Here is a 20,548-nt window from a genome sequence, read left to right on the forward strand (position 1 = left end):
CTTGTTGGAGGTATGCGCAGAAGGGCAGCCAATGGCTGCCCTTCTTTGTCTTCTGCGATTAGCATTTACGACTTAAGGTAGGTGCGATTCAAATGCGCTGAGCAACCCACGCAGCAAAGAAAGCTCCTTACGGCTTGGTTGGGCGCGGGAGAATAGCGCTTGAAGCTGCTCCTCTGTGCGTGCATGAGGCTGAGTTAGAAAACCGCTTTGCTGCATTAAGCGCCCGAGGTGCTCCTGGAAGTATATAAACTGCTCACGGCTAGGAGGGGTGGCTTCCAGTGGTCGTTGGTAGGTAAAGTCGTTACCATCGCGTTTGCGCCAGGCGCGATGTACTTCATAGGCTAAAATCTGTACCGCCTGGGAAAGATTTAGGATGCCGTATTCAGGATTAGCAGGAATGCTCACCTGGTGAGTGCAGCAACGTATTTCATCGTTGGTTAGCCCTGACCGCTCGCGGCCAAATACCAAGGCGACCGGTGCATGGGCAGCATTCTCAATCACCTGCTGGGCCATTTCGTCAGGCTCATCAAAGTGCGGTAACGGTAAGCTGCGTAGCCGCGCACTGGCGCCCACTACTTGAACACAGTCACTTACGGCTTCTGCAAGTGTACTCACGCAGCGGGCATTTTCCAGCACATCCGTTGCGCCTGCTGCAAGGCGGGTGGCTTCTTCGTCGGGAAAGCTACGGGGATTGACCAGAACTAGTTCGGTTAAGCCCATGGTTTTCATTGCCCGGGCAGCAGCGCCAATGTTGCCAGGATGGAAGGTTTGCACCAGCACGATGCGGATATTAGAAAGCACGGTAATGAAGACCTAGAAGCTGCCGATAAAGGCGCTGATGGTAGCATGCTTTGACGGAATGAGAAGAGGCGAGTAAGTGGCGGCTGTTGATCAGGTAATATAAAAGAACCCCGCACGTGGCGGGGTTCTTTAAGACGTTAAACGTCAGAGCGTAGGCTCAGGGGTGCATCACATCATGCCGCCCATGCCACCCATTCCACCCATACCGCCCATATCCGGAGCGGCATCTTTCTCTTCAGGGTCATCTGCGATCATGCACTCAGTGGTGATCATCAGGCCAGCAACAGAACCCGCGGACTGCAGTGCAGTACGGGTTACTTTAGCTGGGTCCAGAACACCCATTTCGAACAGGTCGCCGTACTCACCAGTTTGTGCGTTATAGCCGAAGTTACCTTCGCCATCTTTCACACGATTGATAACTACAGCTGCTTCTTCACCTGCGTTGGTAACGATCTGGCGCAACGGTGATTGCATAGCGCGCAGCGCCATGTTGATACCGTGGTTCTGGTCTTCGTTTTCGCCAGTCAAGCCTTGTACTTTGGCCATAACACGAACCAGTGCGGTACCGCCGCCAGGTACAACACCTTCTTCTACGGCAGCGCGAGTTGAGTGCAGGGCATCTTCAACGCGGGCCTTTTTCTCTTTCATTTCTACTTCAGTGGCCGCGCCAACGCGAATCACAGCAACACCACCTGCCAGTTTGGCAACGCGCTCTTGCAGCTTCTCTTTGTCGTAATCAGAAGAGGTGTCTTCGATTTGCGCACGGATTTGGTTAACACGCGCTTCGATATCGCCTTCTGCGCCAGCGCCATCAATGATGGTGGTGTTCTCTTTAGACATTGTCATGCGCTTGGCAGTACCCAGGTGATCCAGGGTGGCTTGCTCAAGTGTCAGGCCTACTTCTTCAGAGATAACGGTGCCGTTAGTCAGGATGGCAATATCCTGCAGCATCGCTTTACGACGGTCACCAAAGCCAGGTGCTTTTGCAGCAGCTACTTTAACGATGCCGCGCATGTTGTTTACAACCAATGTTGCCAGGGCTTCGCCTTCGATGTCTTCAGCGATAATGGCAAGCGGTTTACCTTGCTTGGCTACGGCTTCGAGCACCGGCAGTAATTCGCGGATATTGGAAATTTTCTTGTCGACGAGCAGGATGTAGGGATCTTCCAGCTCAACGGTCATCGTGTCTTGGTTGGTAACGAAGTAGGGCGACAGGTAGCCGCGGTCAAACTGCATACCTTCAACTACTTCCAACTCGTCTTCAAAGCCACGACCTTCATCTACGGTGATGACGCCTTCTTTACCCACTTTTTCCATCGCTTCAGCGATGATTTCACCGATGCGCTTGTCACCGTTGGCAGAGATAGTACCTACCTGGGCAATGGATTTGGTGTCGGTGCAGGGCACAGACATAGCCTGGATCTCTTTAACAGCAGCGCTCACGGCTTGGTCGATGCCGCGCTTCAGATCCATTGGGTTCATACCAGCGGTTACGCCTTTTAGGCCTTCCGCAACAATTGCTTGAGCCAGAACGGTCGCAGTAGTGGTGCCGTCGCCTGCAGCGTCAGAAGTCTTGGAAGCAACTTCCTTGACCATCTGGGCGCCCATGTTCTCGAACTTGTCTTTCAGTTCGACCTCTTTGGCAACAGAAACACCGTCTTTAGTAACGGTCGGGGCGCCAAATGACTTGTCCAGCACCACGTTGCGGCCTTTCGGGCCCAGGGTAACTTTTACGGCGTTGGCCAGTACGTCAACACCACGCGCCATACGTTTGCGGGCATCATCGGAAAATTTAACTTGCTTAGCTGACATGTTCGTTACTTCCTAAAAGTAAAATTAAAAAAATGAAGTAAGCTGCCGAGGTCGGTGATTAGCCTTCAACAACCGCCAGGATATCGGCTTCGCTCATGATCAGAACTTCTTCGCCGTCGATTTTCTGCTTCTCAACGCCGTAGCCATCTTTGAAGATGACGGTGTCGCCAACTTTAACATCCAGCGGGCGAACGTCGCCGCTTTCAAGAATACGGCCATTACCAACAGCCAGGATTTCGCCGCGAGTGGGTTTTTCCTGCGCATTACCAGGTAGCACGATGCCGCCAGCGGTTTTCTGCTCTTCTTCCACGCGGCGAATTACGACGCGATCGTGCAAAGGACGGATATTCATGCTCACGTTCTCCTGATTATCGTCAAGCCCATATGGGCAATTAGCTTAAAAATAACTCCCGTGGACTACCGTCCGCGAGAAGTGAAGGCCCATGCCTTCATGTTAATGGCGAAAGCGTCTACTTTCGCCGAATTTGTCTGCTGCCTCAAAAGTGGGGGCTGCTTAGCACCTTTCAAGGGGGGAGTAAGAAAAAATTTACGCATCAGCAGTTTTTATATCAGCTTGGTATTTAATGTCGTCGGGTAGACTCGTCGCGACTAATAAAATCACCTTCAAGAGGGCCGTCTTGACGCTCAGAGTCGTGTGCAGAATGGTGCTCATTATGCCGTTCATGTTGCTGCTGGTAGGTAGTGTTGGCTTGGTATTGAGGGTTACTGACGGTTTTGAGCCCAAGCCACTTAAGGGCTTTCAGCATAAGCTGGCGAGCGGTGGGTAGTAGACACGCGATCCCTAGCGCATCTGAAAGAAAGCCGGGAGCAACCAGAAGCGCACCACCAAAAATGAGTGCAGCACCTGTTAATAACTCTTTGGATGGGATCTCGCCAGCCTGCATGCGTTGTCTTGCGCGGGCAATGGTAGAGACACCCTCTTTGCGTACAAGATATAGTCCGACGAAACCAGTACCCAATACTAATAGTAGTGTCGTTAAAAGGCCTATATGGCTGCCTACGAAGAAAAGCAGTACAAAGTCGAATAGAGTGAATAATGATATAAACAGGAGAATGGGCATGGTGGGCTCCATGATAAACGTAATCGTTGGATATGGTGGCGGAACGGAAGATAACAAGTAGTACTGCCAACCATGACATGAGCGAGCCACTAATAAACACTCGATTTTTGCGCAGTCTTTTCTATGCTGCATTGCACAATAATGCTAGTGTTTCTATAATAACCACCGCCGGGCGCGGAGACGAACTGACAAGGCGCTGTATGAGTATTTGTGTAAGCGTTAATGTAAATGTTTATCACAAGTATTAGGTGCTGCTTATCGAGGAGAGTGACATGCAGTTGACTGATAAAGTGATTGCTATAACAGGTGGTGCGCGAGGTTTGGGATTTGCGATAGCTCAGAGGCTAGGTGCGCGGGGAGCAAAGGTGGCGCTATTGGATCAAAGTGCTGCAGCACTAGACGAAGCTGTCTCACTGCTGTCATCCCAGAGTATTGAAGCACAGGCATTTGTGGTTAACGTAGCCGATGAAGAGTCAGTCCAGACTGCCTTCGCTGATGTTGCCTCCCGTATGGGCGCCGTAAGTGGTTGTGTAAATAATGCGGGTGTCACCGATGACGCACTTCTTATCAAAGCTAAAGACGGTAGCGTCGAAAAACGCATGTCACTATCGGCCTGGCAAAGAGTATTAAATGTAAATTTAACCGGCGTTTTTCTGTGTGGCCGCGAAGCAGCTACTCAGATGGTCGAGGCTGGTCATCAGGGGGTCATCGTCAATATCTCTAGTATTTCTAGGGCTGGCAATATGGGACAAAGTAACTATGCGGCTGCTAAGGCGGGTGTGCACGCGCTCACGGTAACATGGGGTAAGGAGCTTGCACGTTATGGCATTCGTACGGGGACCGTGGCGCCAGGGTTTGTTGCAACGGATATGACGGCCTCGATGCGTCCAGATATGCTAGAAAGAATCGCTGACAGCGTACCCCTGAAGCAGTTAGGTGAGCCGGATAATATTGCGCAAAGTGTTGCTTTTATTTTTGAAAATGACTACTTCACCGCACGGATTATCGAGTGCGACGGTGGGTTACGGCTTTAAACTACTCATTTGGGCTGCTCATTTAAACTACGCAATAGAAACTGAAGCTAGAGACACGCTGGTGGTTTTGCTACCAATGTGTCTTTAACTGGTTGGCTGTTCTAGAGAGGTAGAGCTGAAAAGTAGGGCTGAAAATAAGGGCGGAGCTTAAAATGGGTGTGGGGCTTAAAATAGATGCAAGCCTCTAGAATTGCGCATAGTCTCGGCTAATTTCTCGTTGGAAATACATCTCTAGACGTAGTGTCATCGCCCAGCGAGGGTCGTAGCTTACTTCGCGCTGAAAGTGCAGCTCTGGAATTACATCGGCAAATAGAATGCCTTTGTGTATGTCTCGGCGGTAACGAGTTTGTAGGTAATAGTTGGTCATGCGGGGGTTTGAGGTACTTTCGCCGATGGCGATAGCGGAGTAGCGCAGTGCACTGCGGTTATTTAGCCGATGGTTAAGCTCTGCAGTTTCACTGTATTCAAGCGTGTCTTCCTCCTCTCGCCACTGAATCGTAGTAATAAAGCGTAAATGCTTGCTTGCTGAAACGGGGCGACCGATGTCCCACTGCGTGCGTGCTGAGTAGCCTTCATTGTTAAACCAAGAGAGCCGGTTAAGCGACTCTAGTTGCCAGGGGCCATCACCAATATCCCATAGGCGCTCGCTGGTTAAGCGGACATATGGATCGAGCGGTACTCTTAAGCGTACGCCTGCCCCAATTCGGTTACTCCAGTTTTCTCGTTTATCGCGACTCTCAAGCCAATCTAAACCAAGAGTGGATGAACGCCGATCACGCTGATCGTTATATAGCCGGCCTGACCCTTGGTCGGCTAGAGTGCCTTGAGACTCTTCCGGATCGCTCTCGATGATCAAGCGCAATCTCTCTTCGGTGGTCGGGAGGTCGATTCTGTAGCGTATGCTGATATTGTCGCTAGTTCCTTCACCCTCCATCCAGTCAATTTCCTGGCCAAGGCGAAGGTAGGAGTCATTATTGGTGGAAGTTGCCTGCTCGCCGCCAAAAAAAGCATCAATATTGCGTGACGTATTATCTACCCAACTGCCAACACGGGCACGAAACGGCTCTAGCTGCTCTTCTGCCCACGCAGGTAAATCGCTATCCTCTTCTTCGGCGTGGGATTGTAAAGATAAAGTGGTAAGTGTGCCTAAGCAGAAGAGGGTAATGATCTTTTTCATATCAACATCTCTGAGTAGAAATTTTATATTGTTGGCTAGCTTGGGCGTGTTATTAACCTCAGAAATGGGGCTAGGCAAGCATGCAGCTGAGTGGTGACAGAACCATTTCGTGGCTGAAGCCTCTTCTGTGTGTAGAAGGGGATGGTAGCTAACTTAACCTAAAAAAGGGCAGAGAGTCAGCAGGTTGCGAGAATTTAAAAAGCAAAAAAAATTCGGCTAGCCAATGGCTGCCGAATTTTTTTTGAGTTGGTACCTGAATAAGTGTTTACTCAAGTACCTAAATTGGTGCGGATGGGGAGACTCGAACTCCCACACCTTACGGCACTAGAACCTAAATCTAGCGTGTCTACCAATTCCACCACATCCGCCTGAAGACGAGGCGTATATTAACAGGATCCTGTTTAATGTCAATACTTAATGCATTGCGCTTCTTAAGCTGTACTTCTTAAATTGTGTTTCTTAAACATAGGGGTAAATCATGTCTGTGGCCTGGTGGGCGAGGAGTGTGGCGAGTGGCACAGTGAATTGGGTGAACAGTTGGCTGGGGAGGGGGCTGCCTGGCTATTGTGCTTTTTGCCTTTCCCCGGAGCCGCTAGAGAGTGGCTGGTGTCGTGAATGTTTTAATGAATTGCCTTGGAATAGGCATGCGTGCGTACAGTGCAAAGAGCCGCTTGGTAGGCATACGTCAAACCTGTCGCCAAATCTATCCAATGAACGTTGTGGTCACTGTTTAGTGAGTCCTCCTGCTTTTAAGGTGACGACAGCTGAGCTTCTATATGAAGGGCCTGTCATCGAGCTAATTTATGATTTTAAATTTAATGGTTCACCGCGAGCGGGTGCGTTACTCGTTGAGTTAATGCTAGCGAATACCCCTGCTCATTTGGGTAGTGCACTGCTACCCGTTCCTATGTTCCAGGCTCGGGCCAAAAAGCGCGGTTTTAATCAGGCAAGCTGGCTTGCAAGCCAGCTAAGTAAGCGACTAAATGTACCTGTCGTCAGTGCTCGGTGTACCAAGCAGTTGCCTTCCCAGCGCTCCTTGAACCGCCGTCAGCGCATGGTAAATATGGTCGGGGCATTTCAGGTGGTGGGTCCTCTGCCACACCACGTCACGATTATCGATGATGTTGTGACCACTGGGGCAACAGGGCATGCGTTAGCACAGGCGGCGCTGGATGCAGGGGCAATGCACGTAGATATATGGGCCGTTGCCCGTACGCCGCTGGATAGGAATTGATAGAATGGCACTTTCTTTTTAAGGAGCAGTGTATGCCCCACCCCTTTAGCGCACTTTCACCCAACATGGTGATGTCTGCCATAGAGTCCATCGGTATCTGGCCTGCTGGCGAGCCATTCGCGCTTAATAGTTACGAAAACCGAGTGTTAATGTTTCGTGATGACGAGGGTGGTCGCTGGGTGGCGAAGTTCTATCGTCCTGATCGCTGGAGTAATCAGGCAATTCAGGAGGAGCATGATTTTTTACAGGAGCTTCATCAGGCGGGGGTTCCCGTGGTGGCTCCTTGGCGAGACGAACAAAACATCTCACTGCAAGAGTTCCAGCAGTTCCGGTTTGCGCTATTCCCTCAATGCCCAGGACAAGCCCCTGAGTTGGATAACCCCTCCCATCTTTTTGCGCTAGGAGAGGTATTGGGGAGGCTTCATAACGTGTCGTGTAAGAAGGATTTTCAATACCGAGCGCGGTTATCGTTTGAGCAAGGTATTTTGGAAGCTGAAGCGCGTGTGTTGGGGAGTCAGTGGCTCAATAAGCACCAGCAGCGTGCCTATCAGCAAGTAGTGCAAAAGATACTGCGACAACCCGGGGGGCGTGATGTTGATAGCGCAAAAGTGATACGCACGCACGGAGATTGTCACTTAGGCAATGTGTTAGGCCGTGAGGAGGCTTTTACGCTAGTCGACTTTGACGACTGTATTATGGCGCCCGCCATTCAAGATATTTGGATGTTGCTACCAGTGAATGACCCCACTAGCTGGCGAGCTCAGTTAAGCGAGATTGTTGAAGGGTATGAAGAGACACGGTCATTCCCAAGCGAAGAAATATCACTCATTGAGCCGCTCAGGGCTTATCGACTAATTCGCCATACAGCGTGGCTTGTCTCCCGTTGGGATGACCCGGCTTTTCCGCGCGCATTTCCATGGCTTGCGGAAGGAGGCTATTGGGATCAGCATATCCGGCAGTTGGAGCAGCAATCTCTCCAGCTTGAAAAGCCTGTTTGGCTAGCGTAGCCACTCATTCTAGATTGACTGACCCTGAGCCTTTAAAGCCCTTATCAGTATATGAAAGGGCTTATTTAATAGGGGAAGCGTTAGAAAGAGTAACCGAGTTGAGCTGCTGGTTTATTCTGCCGTTGCTGAGGTGTCCCCACTGCTTTCGCTGGGGGCTGGTTGCTCAGATGGAATTGGGTTGGCTACCCCTTCACCATTAGCCTGCCGGCGGATGGCATTTATTTCAGCTGAAGGATTGTCTTGAGCATAAATACTGACGCTTTCGTCCAGGGTTAAAGTAAACGCATCGCCTGGAGATAGTGTGCACGCTTCGCTATCGCACGCTAGCCCATACTGACCATCTCCTGAATAGGCACTGGCATTAAAGGAGCCAGAGTAAATAGCACTTTCTGCATCGTTGGTTTCGATGCAAGTCGCGTCTTGGGTGGTGATACGGACTCGGTCGCTGCTTAGCTGAGCATTGGCCACAAGTACACAGTATTCTGGTAGCTCATGAGTGGCATCATCTGCATGAGCAGGGTGTAACAGAATATTTGTTAGGCGTGTTTGCTCCTTATCGAGGTGTAGGCTTTCAATAACTTCAACCCCGACAGTAGCGCCTGATGGTAGGCTAAAAATAGCGTCCTCTGCATACAAAGGTGCAGCCAATGTTGAGCCAACGATGGCAGTTAACCAGAAAGGTAGAGATTTAAATGACATGTAGAGTGCTCTTTAAATTTAACGCTGCGTAAGCAGAAATAGTAAATCATCATAGCACAGCTCAAATAGGAGCGAATGGGGGTGCGCGGCACTCTGCCACAGTGGAGATAGGTGCGGTAGAATAGTGCGATACGAGATTTATTATTGTGCAAAGGTTGTGGTGCGTATAGTTTTTGTAAATTAGTGACGTGCAAATCTATTACGCCAGTGAACATCTGTTTATGAATCTTTGCTTACACGCATCAGATTACAAATTTTAATTTGTACGCATTATGGCTCGCGGGCGAGAAATCACTGCTTCAAAGCGAGTACGCACAGTTTGGATGAGGCTTAACATGACCGACGACATCGCCCTGCACTACCGCCAAATTATTACTGCGCTAGGGGAGAACCCCGACCGTGAAGGGTTGCGTGATACGCCGAAACGGGCGGCAAAAGCAATGCAGTTTTTAACGGCAGGCTATCAGCAGTCGCTAGAACAGATTATTAATGGTGCGGTATTTGAATCACAGACTGATGAAATGGTGTTAGTCAAAGATATCGAGCTCTACTCGATGTGCGAACACCATTTACTGCCATTTATAGGGAAATGTCATATCGCTTACTTGCCTAGTGGCAAAGTGTTAGGACTCTCTAAATTCGCACGAATTGTTGATATGTTTGCCAGGCGTATGCAGATTCAAGAGAACCTCACTCGAGAAATTGCTGAAGCTGTACAGCAAGTAACCCAAGCAAGAGGGGTAGCTGTAGTGGTTGAAGCAAGGCACTTATGCATGATGATGCGAGGTGTGGAGAAGCAAAACTCTAGTATGACATCGTCCATGATGCTAGGCAGTTTTCGCACTAACCAAGCGACCCGGCAAGAATTCCTAACGCTGATCAGCTAATGTGGCACTTTGCAGTATAGGGGATGGTGGCTGTGCTCGATTTCTACTAGCAGTGCCTTCTTTGTTGGCAAACACTTGGTCAAATGTGCTTTTTCGTCTTAGCATGAATGAGTCAATGAGCCCACGAGGCCATCATTCGGTTAGGAGTCTGTCATGGAAGCGCTGAAAGAAACACAGCTGTATTGCCCCTTTGCCTATATCGACGGCAGTTGGGTGGCCGCCGACAGCGGTGAGCAAATCAACGTTATAAATCCGGCAACGGGGAAACCGGTTGGTGACATCCCGCGACTAGGCAAGGCTGAAACAGAGCGGGCCATTGATGCTGCAGATGCAGCCTTGCCGGCATGGCGGGCGTTAACGGCACAGGAGCGCGCTGACTTGCTGCTTAAGTGGCATGACCTAATGCTTGAGCATCAGCACGATCTAGCGCTTTTAATGACGTATGAGCAGGGAAAGCCGCTTAAAGAGTCGGCAGGGGAAATTGCCTACGCTGCAAGCTTCCTCCGTTGGTTCGCAGAAGAGGCTAGACGCGTTTATGGTGAGACGATTCCTGCTGCTAAGGCCACTCAGCGTATCGTAGTGACTAAGCAGCCGGTGGGCGTAGTGGGGGCCATCACTCCGTGGAACTTCCCAGCCGCTATGATTACACGAAAGGCGGGTGCTGCTTTGGCAGCCGGTTGCACGATAGTCGTTAAGCCCGCTAGTCAAACACCGTTTTCGGCCACGGCACTTGCGCTGCTCGCTGAGCGAGCAGGCATCCCACGTGGCGTTTTTAATGTTGTGCCGGGAAATGCGTCTGAAATAGCCAAAGCGCTTACACAGTCACCTAAAGTCCGCAAAATCACCTTTACAGGGTCAACAGAGGTGGGGCGTAAGTTGATGGCCCAAGCGGCCGAGCATGTGCAAAAAATCTCGCTGGAGCTTGGTGGTAACGCCCCATTTATTGTTTTTGAGGATGCTGACCTGGATGCCGCTGTGGAAGGCGCGATGGCTGCCAAGTTTCGCAACGCAGGCCAAACCTGTGTGTGCACCAATCGTTTTCTAGTGCAATCCAGCGTAATTAATGCCTTTTGTGAAAAGCTTGCTGTGGCCATGAATAGCGAGCTCAGGGTAGGTGATGGCACTAAATCTGATGTCAATATCGGGCCGCTGATTGATGAGAACGCTGTTAAAAAAGTAAGTGAGCATGTCCAGGATGCTATCGATAACGGCGCCGAGCTTCTGTTGGGTGGCCACCCCCATCCGCTAGGCGGTAATTTTTTCACTCCCACACTCATCAGTTTTGCCACCGATAAGATGAAAGTGGCACACGAGGAGACCTTTGGTCCCTTGGCGGCGGTGTTTCCTTTTGATGATGAAGAAACAGCCATTGAGATGGCTAATGACACCGAATATGGCTTAGCTTCCTACTTTTACTCACGTGACTTGGCGCGTGTTTGGCGTGTCGCTGAAGCGCTTGAGTACGGTATGGTAGGCATTAATACAGGACTTATTTCCAATGCGGCTGCACCTTTTGGCGGTGTAAAAGCCTCTGGGCTTGGTCGTGAGGGTGGACATCAAGGATTGGAGGAGTATTTAGAAACCAAGTACCTGTGTATTGATCTAGGTTAATTGGTTAGACCTAGTCGCCTAAAAAAGCCCTCATTGGCGCTGCGCCAATGGGGGCTGGTCTTTTAAGCAAACTGCCTAGTACCCAGTGCTTAGTGACGGAAATGACGCATTCCGGTGAACACCATGGCAATGCCAGCTTCATTGGCGGCATCAATGACTTCCTGGTCGCGCATAGAGCCTCCGGGTTGAATAACCGCAGTAATGCCGGCTGCGGCAGCTGCATCAATGCCATCACGGAAGGGGAAGAACGCATCAGATGCCATAACGGAACCAGGGACTGACAAGCCTTCATCGGCTGCTTTGATCCCAGCGATTTTGGCAGAGTAGACGCGGCTCATTTGCCCAGCGCCTACACCAATGGTTTGTCCTGCTTTTGCATATACAATGGCATTAGACTTGACGAATTTGGCGACTCGCCAAGCAAAAGCAAGATCACGTAGTTCTTGTTCTGAAGGTACTCGCTTGCTTACTACCGTTAGCTCTTCACGAGTAACCATTCCCTGATCGCGTTCCTGCACCAGTAGGCCGCCATTAACGCGTTTAAAATCAAAGGCAGGCTGCTCTTCTCCAGGCCAGTAGGCGCTGACATCCAGGAGACGCACATTTTGCTTTTCCGCCACAATGGCGGCGGCCTCATCGCTTACGCCAGGTGCGATAATTACTTCAACAAATTGACGATCAATAATGGCGCGCGCAGTCTCGGCATCTAGCGCTACATTGAAGGCGATAATGCCCCCAAAGGCGCTGGTTGGGTCTGTGGCAAATGCTTTCTCGTAGGCTTCCAAAGCACTTTCGCCAATGGCTACGCCGCAAGGGTTGGCGTGTTTGACAATAACGCAGGCGGTCTCATCGAAGGCTTTAACGCACTCAAAGGCGGCATCCGTATCGGCCACATTGTTAAAAGAGAGCGGCTTGCCTTGCAGAGTTTTTGCGGTGGCGACGCTAGGCTCGCTGGCCGTTGGGTCAATGTAAAAAGCCGCCTGTTGGTGTGGGTTTTCACCATAGCGCATGTCTTGCTTTTTCTGTAGCTGCAGGTTGAAGGTGCGTGCGAAAGAGGCATCTTCGCTACTCACTTTGCGGCCTAAATAGTCGGCGATAGCGCCGTCATAGCTTGCCGTATGCTCGAAGGCTTTGACGGCTAAATCAAAGCGTGTTGCATGGCTCACCTGACCGCTATTACTAGCGAGTTCATTAAGGACGCGCGCATAGTCATCTGCGTTCACAACAATTGTCGTATAGGCATGGTTCTTGGCGCAGGAGCGAACCATGGTGGGGCCACCGATATCTATGTTTTCGATAGCATCTTCTAGTGTGCAGTTGGGGTTGGCAACAGTAGCGGCGAAGGGGTAAAGGTTGACCACCACCATATCGATTGGCGTAATGTCATTCTCGGCCATAACTGCGTCGTCTTGGCCGCGACGGGCAAGAATGCCGCCATGGATTTTCGGATGTAAGGTCTTAACGCGTCCGTCCATGATTTCTGGAAAACCGGTATGCTCAGAAACCTCTTTCACGGGGATGTTGTTTTCTTGTAGTAGACGAAAAGTGCCGCCCGTAGAAAGCAGCTCCACGCCGTGCTGGCTCAAGCCGCGGGCAAATTCAACGATGCCGGTTTTATCAGATACGCTTAAAAGTGCGCGGCGGACGGGGTTAGCGGTGCTATCAGCCATAAGGATGCTCGTGTGCAGAGTCAATAATTAAAAAACAACAACGCCCCTTTATGGGGCGTCACCTTCAATGAGACCGTACTGTTTTAGCTTTTTACGCAGTGTGCCTCGGTTGAGGCCCAGCGCGTCGGCGGCGCGGGTTTGGTTGCCATCCGTGTGTTCCATGACGCAGGCGAGCAGAGGCGCCTCTACTTCGGCCATCACCATGGCGTACAGGTCGGTTGCCTGGCTGCCATCGAGATGCTCGAAGTAACGGCGCATAGCGGCTTCTACTGCCTCGCGTAAGGGTTGAGGAGGGGTGCTTTGTACAGGGTCAGCCAGCGTGCCGTTTAGGCGCGGGGAGAATTCACTGGAAAGCAGGTCGCGTTCGGTCATGCAGCATGGCTTCCTTTGGCTAGCAGACGCGTGGCGGCGTCATGCGTCATGGCGTTATTAATCCAATCAAACTGCGATTCGGGTGAGCTAAGCGTATTAAACTGCTGCTTGAGTGTGCGTTGTTGGATATCGGAAAAGCGCTGATCATCGCTGAGATACCAACCGACGTGTTTACGCGCAATGCGAACACCCATAATGTTGCCGTAAAAAACGTGCAGCGCTTGAACGTGATCAGTTAGCACGCGGCGTCGTTCATCCAGGGTTGGCGGTGCAAGTCGCTTGCCATGGGTTAAATAGTGGTCAATTTCTTGAAATATCCACGGGTTACCCTGAGCGCCGCGTCCAACCATGACGGCATCGGCTTTTGTATAGCTGAGCACATCGTGTGCTTTTTCTGGGTCGGTAATATCGCCATTGGCAATAACCGGTATTGTTAGCTGCGATTTGATGTTCGCAATCGTGTCGTACTCAGCCCATCCAGTATAGCGCTGCTCGCGGTGACGTCCATGCACGGCTAATGCCTGAATGCCTGCGGCTTCAGCAAGCTTGGCAATGCGCAGGCCATTATTCGACTCTGCGCACCAGCCAGTACGAATTTTAAGTGTGACTGGGATATCCACCGCTGCAACGACCGCTGTTAATATCTCTGCAACCAATTTTTCATCACGCATTAATGCAGAGCCTGCCGCTTTGTTGCACACCTTCTTTGCTGGGCAACCCATGTTGATATCGATTACCTGTGCACCTAGCTGTGCATTCAATCGAGCGGCAGTTGCTAGCATTTCTGCATCGCCACCAGCAATTTGAACTACTCGTGGAGTGGGCTCTCCCTGATGGTCCATACGTAGTTGAGATTTGCGTGTATGCCAAAGCGCTGGGTCAGCGGTGACCATCTCTCCCACTACCCAGCCAGCACCAAGCCGTCGGCAAAGCTGGCGAAAGGGGCGGTCAGTGACACCTGCCATAGGTGCTAACATTACCCGGTTAGGTAATTGGTAGGGCCCGATTTTAGGTGGGGAAGTAGTCAATAAGGTCATAGTGCTGCGCTGTGGGTCTACATAAAATCGGCGAGTAGGCATTTCAAGGGGGCGTATGATACGCCTACTCTGCAGTGTGGTGAAGGGCGTTAGCTAGATTAAGCTGGTCGCATCCCAGATAAACGTACCCAACCATCACGAATCGTCGGCTCTTCCATAATAAGCCCTTGGGCTTGATAGGCTTCTAATACGTCGTCTGCTTGGTTGGCTAGAATGCCGGATAAGGCGAGACGCCCGCCAGGGGCAACGTAGCCAGCAATCATTGGAGATAGCTCTACAAGCGGTCCTGCCAGTATGTTGGCAGTTACAATTGGATAGTGACCATCCGCTAATTGTTCAGGGTAGTAGAGTGCAAGTTGATGATCTGGAATGTGGTTGCGCTCTGCGTTATCGCGGCTTGCTTGCAGCGCCTGTGGGTCTATATCGGTAGCATCTGCGTGGTGCGCGCCTAACTTAAGGGCCGCAATGGCAAGTATGCCAGAGCCGCAGCCCACATCTAGCACGGCTCTATCTTGTAATTGGCCTGCAACAGCAAGGCTGTCTAACCATTCAAGGCAGAGTGCGGTGGTCGGATGTGTACCGGTGCCAAAAGCTAGGCCGGGGTCAAGGATCAGGTTAACGGCATCCGCTTCTGGGGGTTCATGCCAGCTGGGTACAATCCACAGCCGCTCGCCCATCCGAAGAGGCGTGAAATCGTCCATCCACTCTCTTTCCCAGTCTCTGTCAGCTAGCAGCTCATACTCAATGGTGGGGCAGGGGTCGCTAGGTAACTGTTCTGCCCATGCTGCCTCTATCCGCTCTAGCATCTCGTCAACTCTTTCCAGGTCGTCGTAGAGGCCTGTTAGGATAGTGTCTTGCCACAGCGGCGTTGTGCCACGTTCTGGCTCAAATACAGGGTTATCATGAGCGTCTTGTAAGCCAATGGCTGTTGCGCCTTCTGCCAGCAGCAGCTCTTCCAGTAGTTCGGCTTGCTCGGGGGCGACGTGGGCTTTGAGTTGAAGCCAGGGCATTATGCTCTCCGCAGCGTGGGGTGATAATTCGTACAACTGTAAGATAATTCGTACAACTATAAAAAAGTAACGGGGTGGCTGTAGCCACCCCGCTTAGCAGTACTTACCTGGTGTTATCAGCTTTAGTGGTGCCGGCTACTTATGTTAGCTGCTGAGCTTCTTCTCAAGGTAGTGGATGTTGACACCGCCTTGGCGGAAGTAGCTGTCACGTACTAAATCTTTTTGCAGATCAATATTGGTTTTAATGCCCTCAACGAGCAGTTCGTCTAGGGCATTGCGCATGCGTGTTAGCGCAATATCTCGGTCTGCCCCCCAAGTAATCAGCTTACCAATTAGAGAGTCATAGTGAGGCGGTACGGTATAGCCAGTATACAAGTGGGAGTCCATTCGTACGCCTAGGCCGCCCGGCGCATGGAAGAGCGTGACTTTGCCGGGTGAGGGCATAAAAGTACGCGAATCTTCAGCGTTAATACGGCACTCAAAGGCATGCCCATTGATCTGCACATCCTCTTGGCGAATTGACAAAGGAAGGCCTGAGGCAATGCGTAGCTGCTCTTTAACGATATCGACACCAGTCACCATTTCGGTTACCGGATGCTCTACTTGAACGCGGGTATTCATCTCTATAAAGAAGAACTCGCCATCTTCGTAGAGGAACTCAAACGTACCAGCGCCACGGTAATTAATTTCAAGGCAGGCTTGGCGACATGCCTCTAGTACCTTGGCGCGTGCAGCGGGGTCGATACCTGGGGCGGGTGCCTCCTCCAGCACCTTTTGGTGGCGACGCTGCAACGAGCAGTCGCGGTCATAAAGGTGAATGGCATTGCCCTGGCCGTCAGCAAGTACTTGGACTTCCACGTGACGTGGCTTCTCAAGGAATTTTTCCATGTACACCGTGCCGTCGCCAAAAGCGGCGTGCGCTTCGGTGCGAGTAACGGTAATTGCTGACAGCAGATGGCCTTCAGTATGTACCACGCGCATGCCGCGACCACCGCCACCTGCTGCTGCTTTGATGATGACCGGGTAGCCGATGCGGAGTGCTGTGGCCAGATTGGTGGCGTCGTCCTCACCAAGGGGGCCATCTGAGCCAGGCACGGTGGGTACCCCGGCTACTTTCATCGCTTCGATAGCGCTGACTTTATCGCCCATCAAGCGAATCGTATCGGCGCGTGGGCCGATAAAGGTGAACCCGGAGCGCTCTACTTGTTCAGCAAAATTGGCGTTTTCAGATAAAAAACCGTAGCCAGGGTGAATGGCGCTTGAGTCGGTGACTTCTGCAGCACTTATCAGCGCTGGAATATTCAGGTAAGACTGCGCAGAAGAAGCAGGGCCAATGCACACTGCTTCATCGGCCAGCCGAACGTGCATTAGTTCACGATCAGCTTTGGAATGTACTGCTACAGTCTTAATCCCTAGCTCTTTACAGGCCCGTAGAATACGTAGGGCAATCTCGCCGCGGTTCGCGATAAGTACCTTGTCCAGCATGGGAGAATCCACCCGTGTTGATATGAAAGATTAAGCGATGACGATCATAGGCTGATCGTATTCCACCGGCTCGCCATCTTCCACTAGGATGGCCTCTACCACGCCGTCGCGGTCGGCTTCGATTTGGTTCATCATTTTCATCGCTTCGACGATGCACACCGTATCACCTTTCTTAACGGTATCGCCTACTTCCACAAAGGACTTCGCGCCAGGTGCTGGGCTGCGATAGAAGGTGCCTACCATCGGGGAGTGAACGGCTTCACCGTTATAGCTGACACCTTGAGGCTCAGGAGCAGCCGGTGCAGCACTAGCGCCTGGAACTTGCTGGAAGGGGGATTGTTGAGGGTATTGAGGCATTGGCTGAGGCTGCCAAGTAACCCCGTTAGGATGACGACTGATACGCACTGACTCTTCGCCTTCCTGAATTTCTATCTCACTGATGTTGGATTCTTCGAGCAACTCAATCAATTTTTTAACTTTACGAATATCCATATCGTTAGCCCCAATATAAGTGTGTAAAAGTTTTACAAGCTCGTCAGATGAAGAAGCGATGCTTGTGCTACGGCGCTTTGAGAGCGCAGTAAACCGCATTTGAAAATGAGGAGAACGCTGCACGATGTCGAACGTTACCCTTTGCTCAGCCTAAAAAGGTGAATTTTTTAGCTAATATGGGTGCGGAGTGTGCCGAAAAAGTACAGGCATGTCTAGTAGTGGTCAAGACATGCCCTTTCATTGTGAATTAAACAACTGTTTGACGACGTTCGCGACACAACGGCAAAAAAGCGCTGCCAACGCGAGATAATGCTGCCCGTTACTAGCCTTGTTGCCAGCGCTTGAATGAATCTAAGTGGTTAGCCAGTTCTGCTGCGTTAACCTCACCCTGAATGCGTGCATCACGAATCTCTTCACCCTCAGCAAAAAACAGCAGGCTTGGTGGGCCGAAAAGGCTAAAGTTGTTCAAAAGCTCGCGACTCTTTGCATCCGTTCTAGTGACATCGACCGCGATAAGCTGAAATTCGTTCAATGCAGCGCTTACGCGAGAATCGGGATATACCTCGCGCTCCATCAGCTTGCAGGAAATACACCAGTCAGCGGTAAAGTGTACAAACGCGGGACGTTGATTTTGTTCGGCTTGGGCGATAGCGGTTTCTAAGCCGCTTAGGGAATCTACTTTTTGAAATGAGAGAGCTTGAGATATAGCGTCCGGTGAGCCACCAGAAACCATGAGTGGGCGAAGAGGATTACTACCTCCCTGAGCTGCTCCAATAACCAGTGCAACACCCCAGGCGAGTAGCATGAGACCTAGCGTTTGACGTGCTCGCGGCCACCCTAGGGGTTGGTTGGTGTTGAGTGCACCTAAGGCCAGTGCGCTTCCAATAGCAAGTGCAGCCCAGAGCAGTAGCGCTACTGAAGGCGCCACTAGTCGTTCTATCATCCAGATAGCGACACCTAGCAGTAGTAGTCCAAAGGCTATTTTTACCCCATTCATCCAAGCCCCGGTTCTAGGCAGTAAAGTAGTGCCAAAGGTACCTACTATTAATAGAGGGATACCCATGCCTAGGCCTAAAGCAAATAAAACGGCGCCTCCCATCAATGCATCACCTGTGGTGGAGATAAACACCAAAGCACCTGCTAAGGGAGCAGTAACGCAAGGGGAAACCACCAGCACTGAAAGTGCGCCTGCAAGCGCAAGCCCAGCTGGGCCACTTTGTTGGGCGCGGGCTTGCCAGGCATCCACCTGGTTTGCAATGCGGGGAGATACGCGCAAACTAAAGGCGCCAAACATAGCCAGCGCAAATAGCGTAAATAGTAGAGCGAAGCTGATTAATACCGGTGCGGACTGCAAATGTGCCTGAAGATTCAGTCCTGCTCCAAATAGTCCCATTAAAATGCCGACCACGGCATAGGTGGATGCCATACCCAGCACATAGCTTGCAGATAGTAGAAAGGCGCGCGGCTTGGTCGGGTTTTGACCGACTACAATAGATGACAGTATGGGGATCATCGGCAAGACACAGGGAGTGAAGGTAAGACCGATGCCTGCAAGGAAGAAGAGACCAAGTGCGAAAGGCAAGCTTGCCTCGCTGATGAGTGCGCTAAAACGGCTATCTTGGCTCTGCGGGGCGCTAAAGTCCGTGTTGCCATTAGTGTTGGTTGGCTCTGCTGGCTCGTTTGACTGGGCAGAAGAGTCAGCCTCCCAGTTAGCAAACGCGATCGGAGGTGATGCTTCCGGAGCTTCGAGCATAATGCGCTCAGGTGGATAACACAGCCCGGCATCGGCACAGCCTTGGAAGGTAAACTCAATATCGAGAGGGCCGCTAAACGGTGTTGAAATAGGTATTTCAAAAACTAAGCTATCACGAAAGATGTATGTATCACCCATGAACTCATCATTGGTAAAGGTACCTTGTGGTATCAAGGGGTCTTCTAGGGTAACGCTGCTGTTTTGACTGGCAACAGCAAGTTGGTGACGGTAGAGGTAATATTCATCAGCAATATTGACGCCGATGTAGAGTGACTCGCCGTTATGCCAGGCGGTAGGTTGAAAAGCCTCGAAGACAGGTAAAAAGTCGCTCTGATTGCTGGAAGATGAGAACCACTGAGCCTGGGCCAGTACAGGTAGCCAACAGAGTAACAAAAACAGGCTAAAACGTTTGATGGGTAACACGATATATCCTTGTGCAGTCTTATCGGGGTATTTGAGAGTCAGCATATCGCACCTCTCAATGCCTGCGTAGTCGCTGCGGTGTCGTGACGCGGCACTTTTATATCGAGTTAAGCAAGGATCGCTTAATGCTAAGCGCAAAAAGGGCTGCCATATGGGCAGCCCTCAGCAAAAAAAGCGCTTACCTGGAAGAAGGTTTAGGCGCTTCTTAGGCTAGCCGTTAAGCTTTTTTGTAGGCAGCTGCGGACTTTTCAATGGCTTTGCGTGCAGCTTCAACGCCTTCCCAAGACTCGACTTTCACCCATTTGCCTTTTTCTAGGTCTTTGTAGTTTTCGAAGAAGTGTGCGATCTGCTGGCGCAGTAATTCAGGAAGGTCGGTAACCTCCTGAACATCGTCATACAGCGTGCTGAGTTTCGGATGCGGTACGCAAACGAGTTTAGCGTCTTCGCCTGCTTCGTCGGTCATGTTCAAAATGCCTACGGGACGAGCGCGGATAATGCTGCCGGGTGCTACCGGATGGGGGGTTACTACTAGGGCGTCTAATGGGTCGCCATCATCGGCCAGTGTATGAGGAATAAAGCCGTAGTTGGCTGGGTAGAACATGGGGGTGGCCATAAAACGGTCAACGAGCAGGGCGCCCATGTCTTTATCGATTTCATACTTGATCGGCGCATGGTTGGCAGGAATTTCAATTGCCACATAGATATCGTTAGGCAGATCTTTTCCAGCAGGGATGTTATCGAAATTCATCATTAGTTCCTTGGCTTATGTAGTGCGGTGGCTAAGCGGCTGATGCATTGCATTAATGGCGAAGAATTATACGAACATGACTGCTGGATTACCAATGCGACATAGGTGTGTGCAACTGATTGATACTGAAAAAGACCTCATTGAAGTGCGTGCGAGACGTTTGGCGGGCATCGTTTCACTCTGTCAGCGTGTATCATAGGCGCTGGGTGGTTCC

Annotated in this window: 19 protein-coding genes and 1 tRNA gene; 5 read left to right on the plus strand and 15 right to left on the minus strand. The window is 51.1% G+C overall.

What is annotated here, in order from left to right:
• Nucleotides 1–72: 72 nt before the first annotated feature.
• The 4 genes from CPA45_RS01545 to CPA45_RS01560 form a co-directional block, all read right to left on the minus strand.
• Nucleotides 73–801 carry an RNA methyltransferase gene (locus tag CPA45_RS01545; protein WP_096649686.1) on the minus strand — a complete coding sequence of 243 codons (729 nt, stop codon included), beginning with the start codon at nt 799–801 and terminating at the stop codon, nt 73–75.
• Nucleotides 802–969: 168 nt separating this feature from the next.
• Entirely contained in the window at nt 970–2,613 is a 1,644-nt protein-coding gene (groL, locus tag CPA45_RS01550; RefSeq protein ID WP_096649688.1) for a chaperonin GroEL, read from the minus strand.
• A gap of 58 nt (nt 2,614–2,671) precedes the next feature.
• Nucleotides 2,672–2,965: a co-chaperone GroES gene (locus CPA45_RS01555; protein ID WP_016913703.1), complete on the minus strand. Its 294-nt coding sequence runs from the start codon at nt 2,963–2,965 to the stop codon at nt 2,672–2,674.
• Nucleotides 2,966–3,194: 229 nt separating this feature from the next.
• The gene (locus tag CPA45_RS01560; RefSeq protein WP_096649689.1) at nt 3,195–3,695 is read right to left on the minus strand and encodes an FxsA family protein; all 501 of its coding nucleotides are present in this window, start codon (nt 3,693–3,695) and stop codon (nt 3,195–3,197) included.
• Nucleotides 3,696–3,967: 272 nt separating this feature from the next.
• Here CPA45_RS01560 and CPA45_RS01565 point away from each other — a divergent pair, with 272 nt between their 5' ends.
• Nucleotides 3,968–4,729 (plus strand): SDR family NAD(P)-dependent oxidoreductase, encoded by a 762-nt coding sequence (locus CPA45_RS01565; protein WP_096649691.1) that lies wholly within the window; start codon nt 3,968–3,970, stop codon nt 4,727–4,729.
• Between the two features lie 184 nt (nt 4,730–4,913).
• On the opposite strand, the gene CPA45_RS01570 is transcribed toward CPA45_RS01565, so the two are convergent.
• The gene (locus tag CPA45_RS01570; protein WP_096649694.1) at nt 4,914–5,906 is read right to left on the minus strand and encodes a hypothetical protein; all 993 of its coding nucleotides are present in this window, start codon (nt 5,904–5,906) and stop codon (nt 4,914–4,916) included.
• 283 nt (nt 5,907–6,189) lie between these two features.
• Nucleotides 6,190–6,274, minus strand: a tRNA-Leu gene (locus tag CPA45_RS01575).
• 365 nt (nt 6,275–6,639) lie between these two features.
• On the opposite strand from CPA45_RS01575, the gene CPA45_RS01580 reads away from it, so the two are divergent.
• Nucleotides 6,640–7,140, plus strand: coding sequence for a ComF family protein (locus CPA45_RS01580; protein ID WP_096649696.1), 501 nt, complete (start codon nt 6,640–6,642; stop codon nt 7,138–7,140).
• A gap of 32 nt (nt 7,141–7,172) precedes the next feature.
• Entirely contained in the window at nt 7,173–8,147 is a 975-nt protein-coding gene (locus tag CPA45_RS01585) for a serine/threonine protein kinase (RefSeq protein ID WP_096649698.1), read from the plus strand.
• Nucleotides 8,148–8,258: 111 nt separating this feature from the next.
• Here CPA45_RS01585 and CPA45_RS01590 read toward each other — a convergent pair whose 3' ends face one another.
• Entirely contained in the window at nt 8,259–8,846 is a 588-nt protein-coding gene (locus CPA45_RS01590) for a hypothetical protein (protein WP_096649700.1), read from the minus strand.
• Nucleotides 8,847–9,181: 335 nt separating this feature from the next.
• Here CPA45_RS01590 and folE point away from each other — a divergent pair, with 335 nt between their 5' ends.
• A complete protein-coding gene (folE, locus tag CPA45_RS01595; protein WP_096649702.1) occupies nt 9,182–9,733 on the plus strand; it encodes a GTP cyclohydrolase I FolE in 552 nt (183 codons plus the stop codon).
• A 153-nt stretch (nt 9,734–9,886) separates the two neighbouring features.
• Nucleotides 9,887–11,344, plus strand: coding sequence for an NAD-dependent succinate-semialdehyde dehydrogenase (locus tag CPA45_RS01600; RefSeq protein WP_096649704.1), 1,458 nt, complete (start codon nt 9,887–9,889; stop codon nt 11,342–11,344).
• Between the two features lie 89 nt (nt 11,345–11,433).
• Here CPA45_RS01600 and purH read toward each other — a convergent pair whose 3' ends face one another.
• The 8 genes from purH to ppa all read right to left on the minus strand — a co-directional run bounded on the left by purH (nt 11,434) and on the right by ppa (nt 20,334).
• Nucleotides 11,434–13,014: a bifunctional phosphoribosylaminoimidazolecarboxamide formyltransferase/IMP cyclohydrolase gene (gene purH, locus CPA45_RS01605; protein WP_096649706.1), complete on the minus strand. Its 1,581-nt coding sequence runs from the start codon at nt 13,012–13,014 to the stop codon at nt 11,434–11,436.
• 48 nt (nt 13,015–13,062) lie between these two features.
• Nucleotides 13,063–13,386: a DNA-binding transcriptional regulator Fis gene (gene fis / locus CPA45_RS01610; RefSeq protein WP_096649708.1), complete on the minus strand. Its 324-nt coding sequence runs from the start codon at nt 13,384–13,386 to the stop codon at nt 13,063–13,065.
• Nucleotides 13,383–14,423 carry a tRNA dihydrouridine synthase DusB gene (gene dusB, locus CPA45_RS01615; RefSeq protein ID WP_096650205.1) on the minus strand — a complete coding sequence of 347 codons (1,041 nt, stop codon included), beginning with the start codon at nt 14,421–14,423 and terminating at the stop codon, nt 13,383–13,385. The genes fis and dusB overlap by 4 nt, the downstream gene beginning before the upstream one ends.
• A 98-nt stretch (nt 14,424–14,521) precedes the next feature.
• Nucleotides 14,522–15,433, minus strand: coding sequence for a 50S ribosomal protein L11 methyltransferase (gene prmA, locus CPA45_RS01620; RefSeq protein WP_096649710.1), 912 nt, complete (start codon nt 15,431–15,433; stop codon nt 14,522–14,524).
• A gap of 144 nt (nt 15,434–15,577) precedes the next feature.
• Nucleotides 15,578–16,918 carry an acetyl-CoA carboxylase biotin carboxylase subunit gene (gene accC, locus CPA45_RS01625; RefSeq protein WP_096649711.1) on the minus strand — a complete coding sequence of 447 codons (1,341 nt, stop codon included), beginning with the start codon at nt 16,916–16,918 and terminating at the stop codon, nt 15,578–15,580.
• Nucleotides 16,919–16,948: 30 nt separating this feature from the next.
• Nucleotides 16,949–17,410, minus strand: a complete 462-nt coding sequence (accB, locus tag CPA45_RS01630) for an acetyl-CoA carboxylase biotin carboxyl carrier protein (protein ID WP_096649713.1) — start codon at nt 17,408–17,410, stop codon at nt 16,949–16,951.
• 322 nt (nt 17,411–17,732) lie between these two features.
• Entirely contained in the window at nt 17,733–19,631 is a 1,899-nt protein-coding gene (gene dsbD, locus CPA45_RS01635; RefSeq protein ID WP_244287511.1) for a protein-disulfide reductase DsbD, read from the minus strand.
• Nucleotides 19,632–19,803: 172 nt separating this feature from the next.
• The gene (gene ppa, locus CPA45_RS01640; RefSeq protein WP_044627994.1) at nt 19,804–20,334 is read right to left on the minus strand and encodes an inorganic diphosphatase; all 531 of its coding nucleotides are present in this window, start codon (nt 20,332–20,334) and stop codon (nt 19,804–19,806) included.
• Nucleotides 20,335–20,548: the final 214 nt, after the last annotated feature.

This window comes from Vreelandella nigrificans (assembly GCF_002374315.1).
Lineage (GTDB): Bacteria > Pseudomonadota > Gammaproteobacteria > Pseudomonadales > Halomonadaceae > Vreelandella > Vreelandella nigrificans.

What these genes read in the sequence shown, in the direction of transcription:
- groL (WP_096649688.1), bottom strand. Translation starts at nt 2,613, where the DNA reads ATGTCAGCTAAGCAAGTTAAATTTTCCGATGATGCCCGCAAACGTATG.
- CPA45_RS01555 (WP_016913703.1), bottom strand. Translation starts at nt 2,965, where the DNA reads ATGAATATCCGTCCTTTGCACGATCGCGTCGTAATTCGCCGCGTGGAA.
- CPA45_RS01560 (WP_096649689.1), bottom strand. Translation starts at nt 3,695, where the DNA reads ATGCCCATTCTCCTGTTTATATCATTATTCACTCTATTCGACTTTGTA.
- CPA45_RS01565 (WP_096649691.1), top strand. Translation starts at nt 3,968, where the DNA reads ATGCAGTTGACTGATAAAGTGATTGCTATAACAGGTGGTGCGCGAGGT.
- CPA45_RS01570 (WP_096649694.1), bottom strand. Translation starts at nt 5,906, where the DNA reads ATGAAAAAGATCATTACCCTCTTCTGCTTAGGCACACTTACCACTTTA.
- CPA45_RS01585 (WP_096649698.1), top strand. Translation starts at nt 7,173, where the DNA reads ATGCCCCACCCCTTTAGCGCACTTTCACCCAACATGGTGATGTCTGCC.
- CPA45_RS01590 (WP_096649700.1), bottom strand. Translation starts at nt 8,846, where the DNA reads ATGTCATTTAAATCTCTACCTTTCTGGTTAACTGCCATCGTTGGCTCA.
- folE (WP_096649702.1), top strand. Translation starts at nt 9,182, where the DNA reads ATGACCGACGACATCGCCCTGCACTACCGCCAAATTATTACTGCGCTA.
- CPA45_RS01600 (WP_096649704.1), top strand. Translation starts at nt 9,887, where the DNA reads ATGGAAGCGCTGAAAGAAACACAGCTGTATTGCCCCTTTGCCTATATC.
- purH (WP_096649706.1), bottom strand. Translation starts at nt 13,014, where the DNA reads ATGGCTGATAGCACCGCTAACCCCGTCCGCCGCGCACTTTTAAGCGTA.
- fis (WP_096649708.1), bottom strand. Translation starts at nt 13,386, where the DNA reads ATGACCGAACGCGACCTGCTTTCCAGTGAATTCTCCCCGCGCCTAAAC.
- dusB (WP_096650205.1), bottom strand. Translation starts at nt 14,423, where the DNA reads ATGACCTTATTGACTACTTCCCCACCTAAAATCGGGCCCTACCAATTA.
- prmA (WP_096649710.1), bottom strand. Translation starts at nt 15,433, where the DNA reads ATGCCCTGGCTTCAACTCAAAGCCCACGTCGCCCCCGAGCAAGCCGAA.
- accC (WP_096649711.1), bottom strand. Translation starts at nt 16,918, where the DNA reads ATGCTGGACAAGGTACTTATCGCGAACCGCGGCGAGATTGCCCTACGT.
- accB (WP_096649713.1), bottom strand. Translation starts at nt 17,410, where the DNA reads ATGGATATTCGTAAAGTTAAAAAATTGATTGAGTTGCTCGAAGAATCC.
- dsbD (WP_244287511.1), bottom strand. Translation starts at nt 19,631, where the DNA reads ATGCTGACTCTCAAATACCCCGATAAGACTGCACAAGGATATATCGTG.
- ppa (WP_044627994.1), bottom strand. Translation starts at nt 20,334, where the DNA reads ATGAATTTCGATAACATCCCTGCTGGAAAAGATCTGCCTAACGATATC.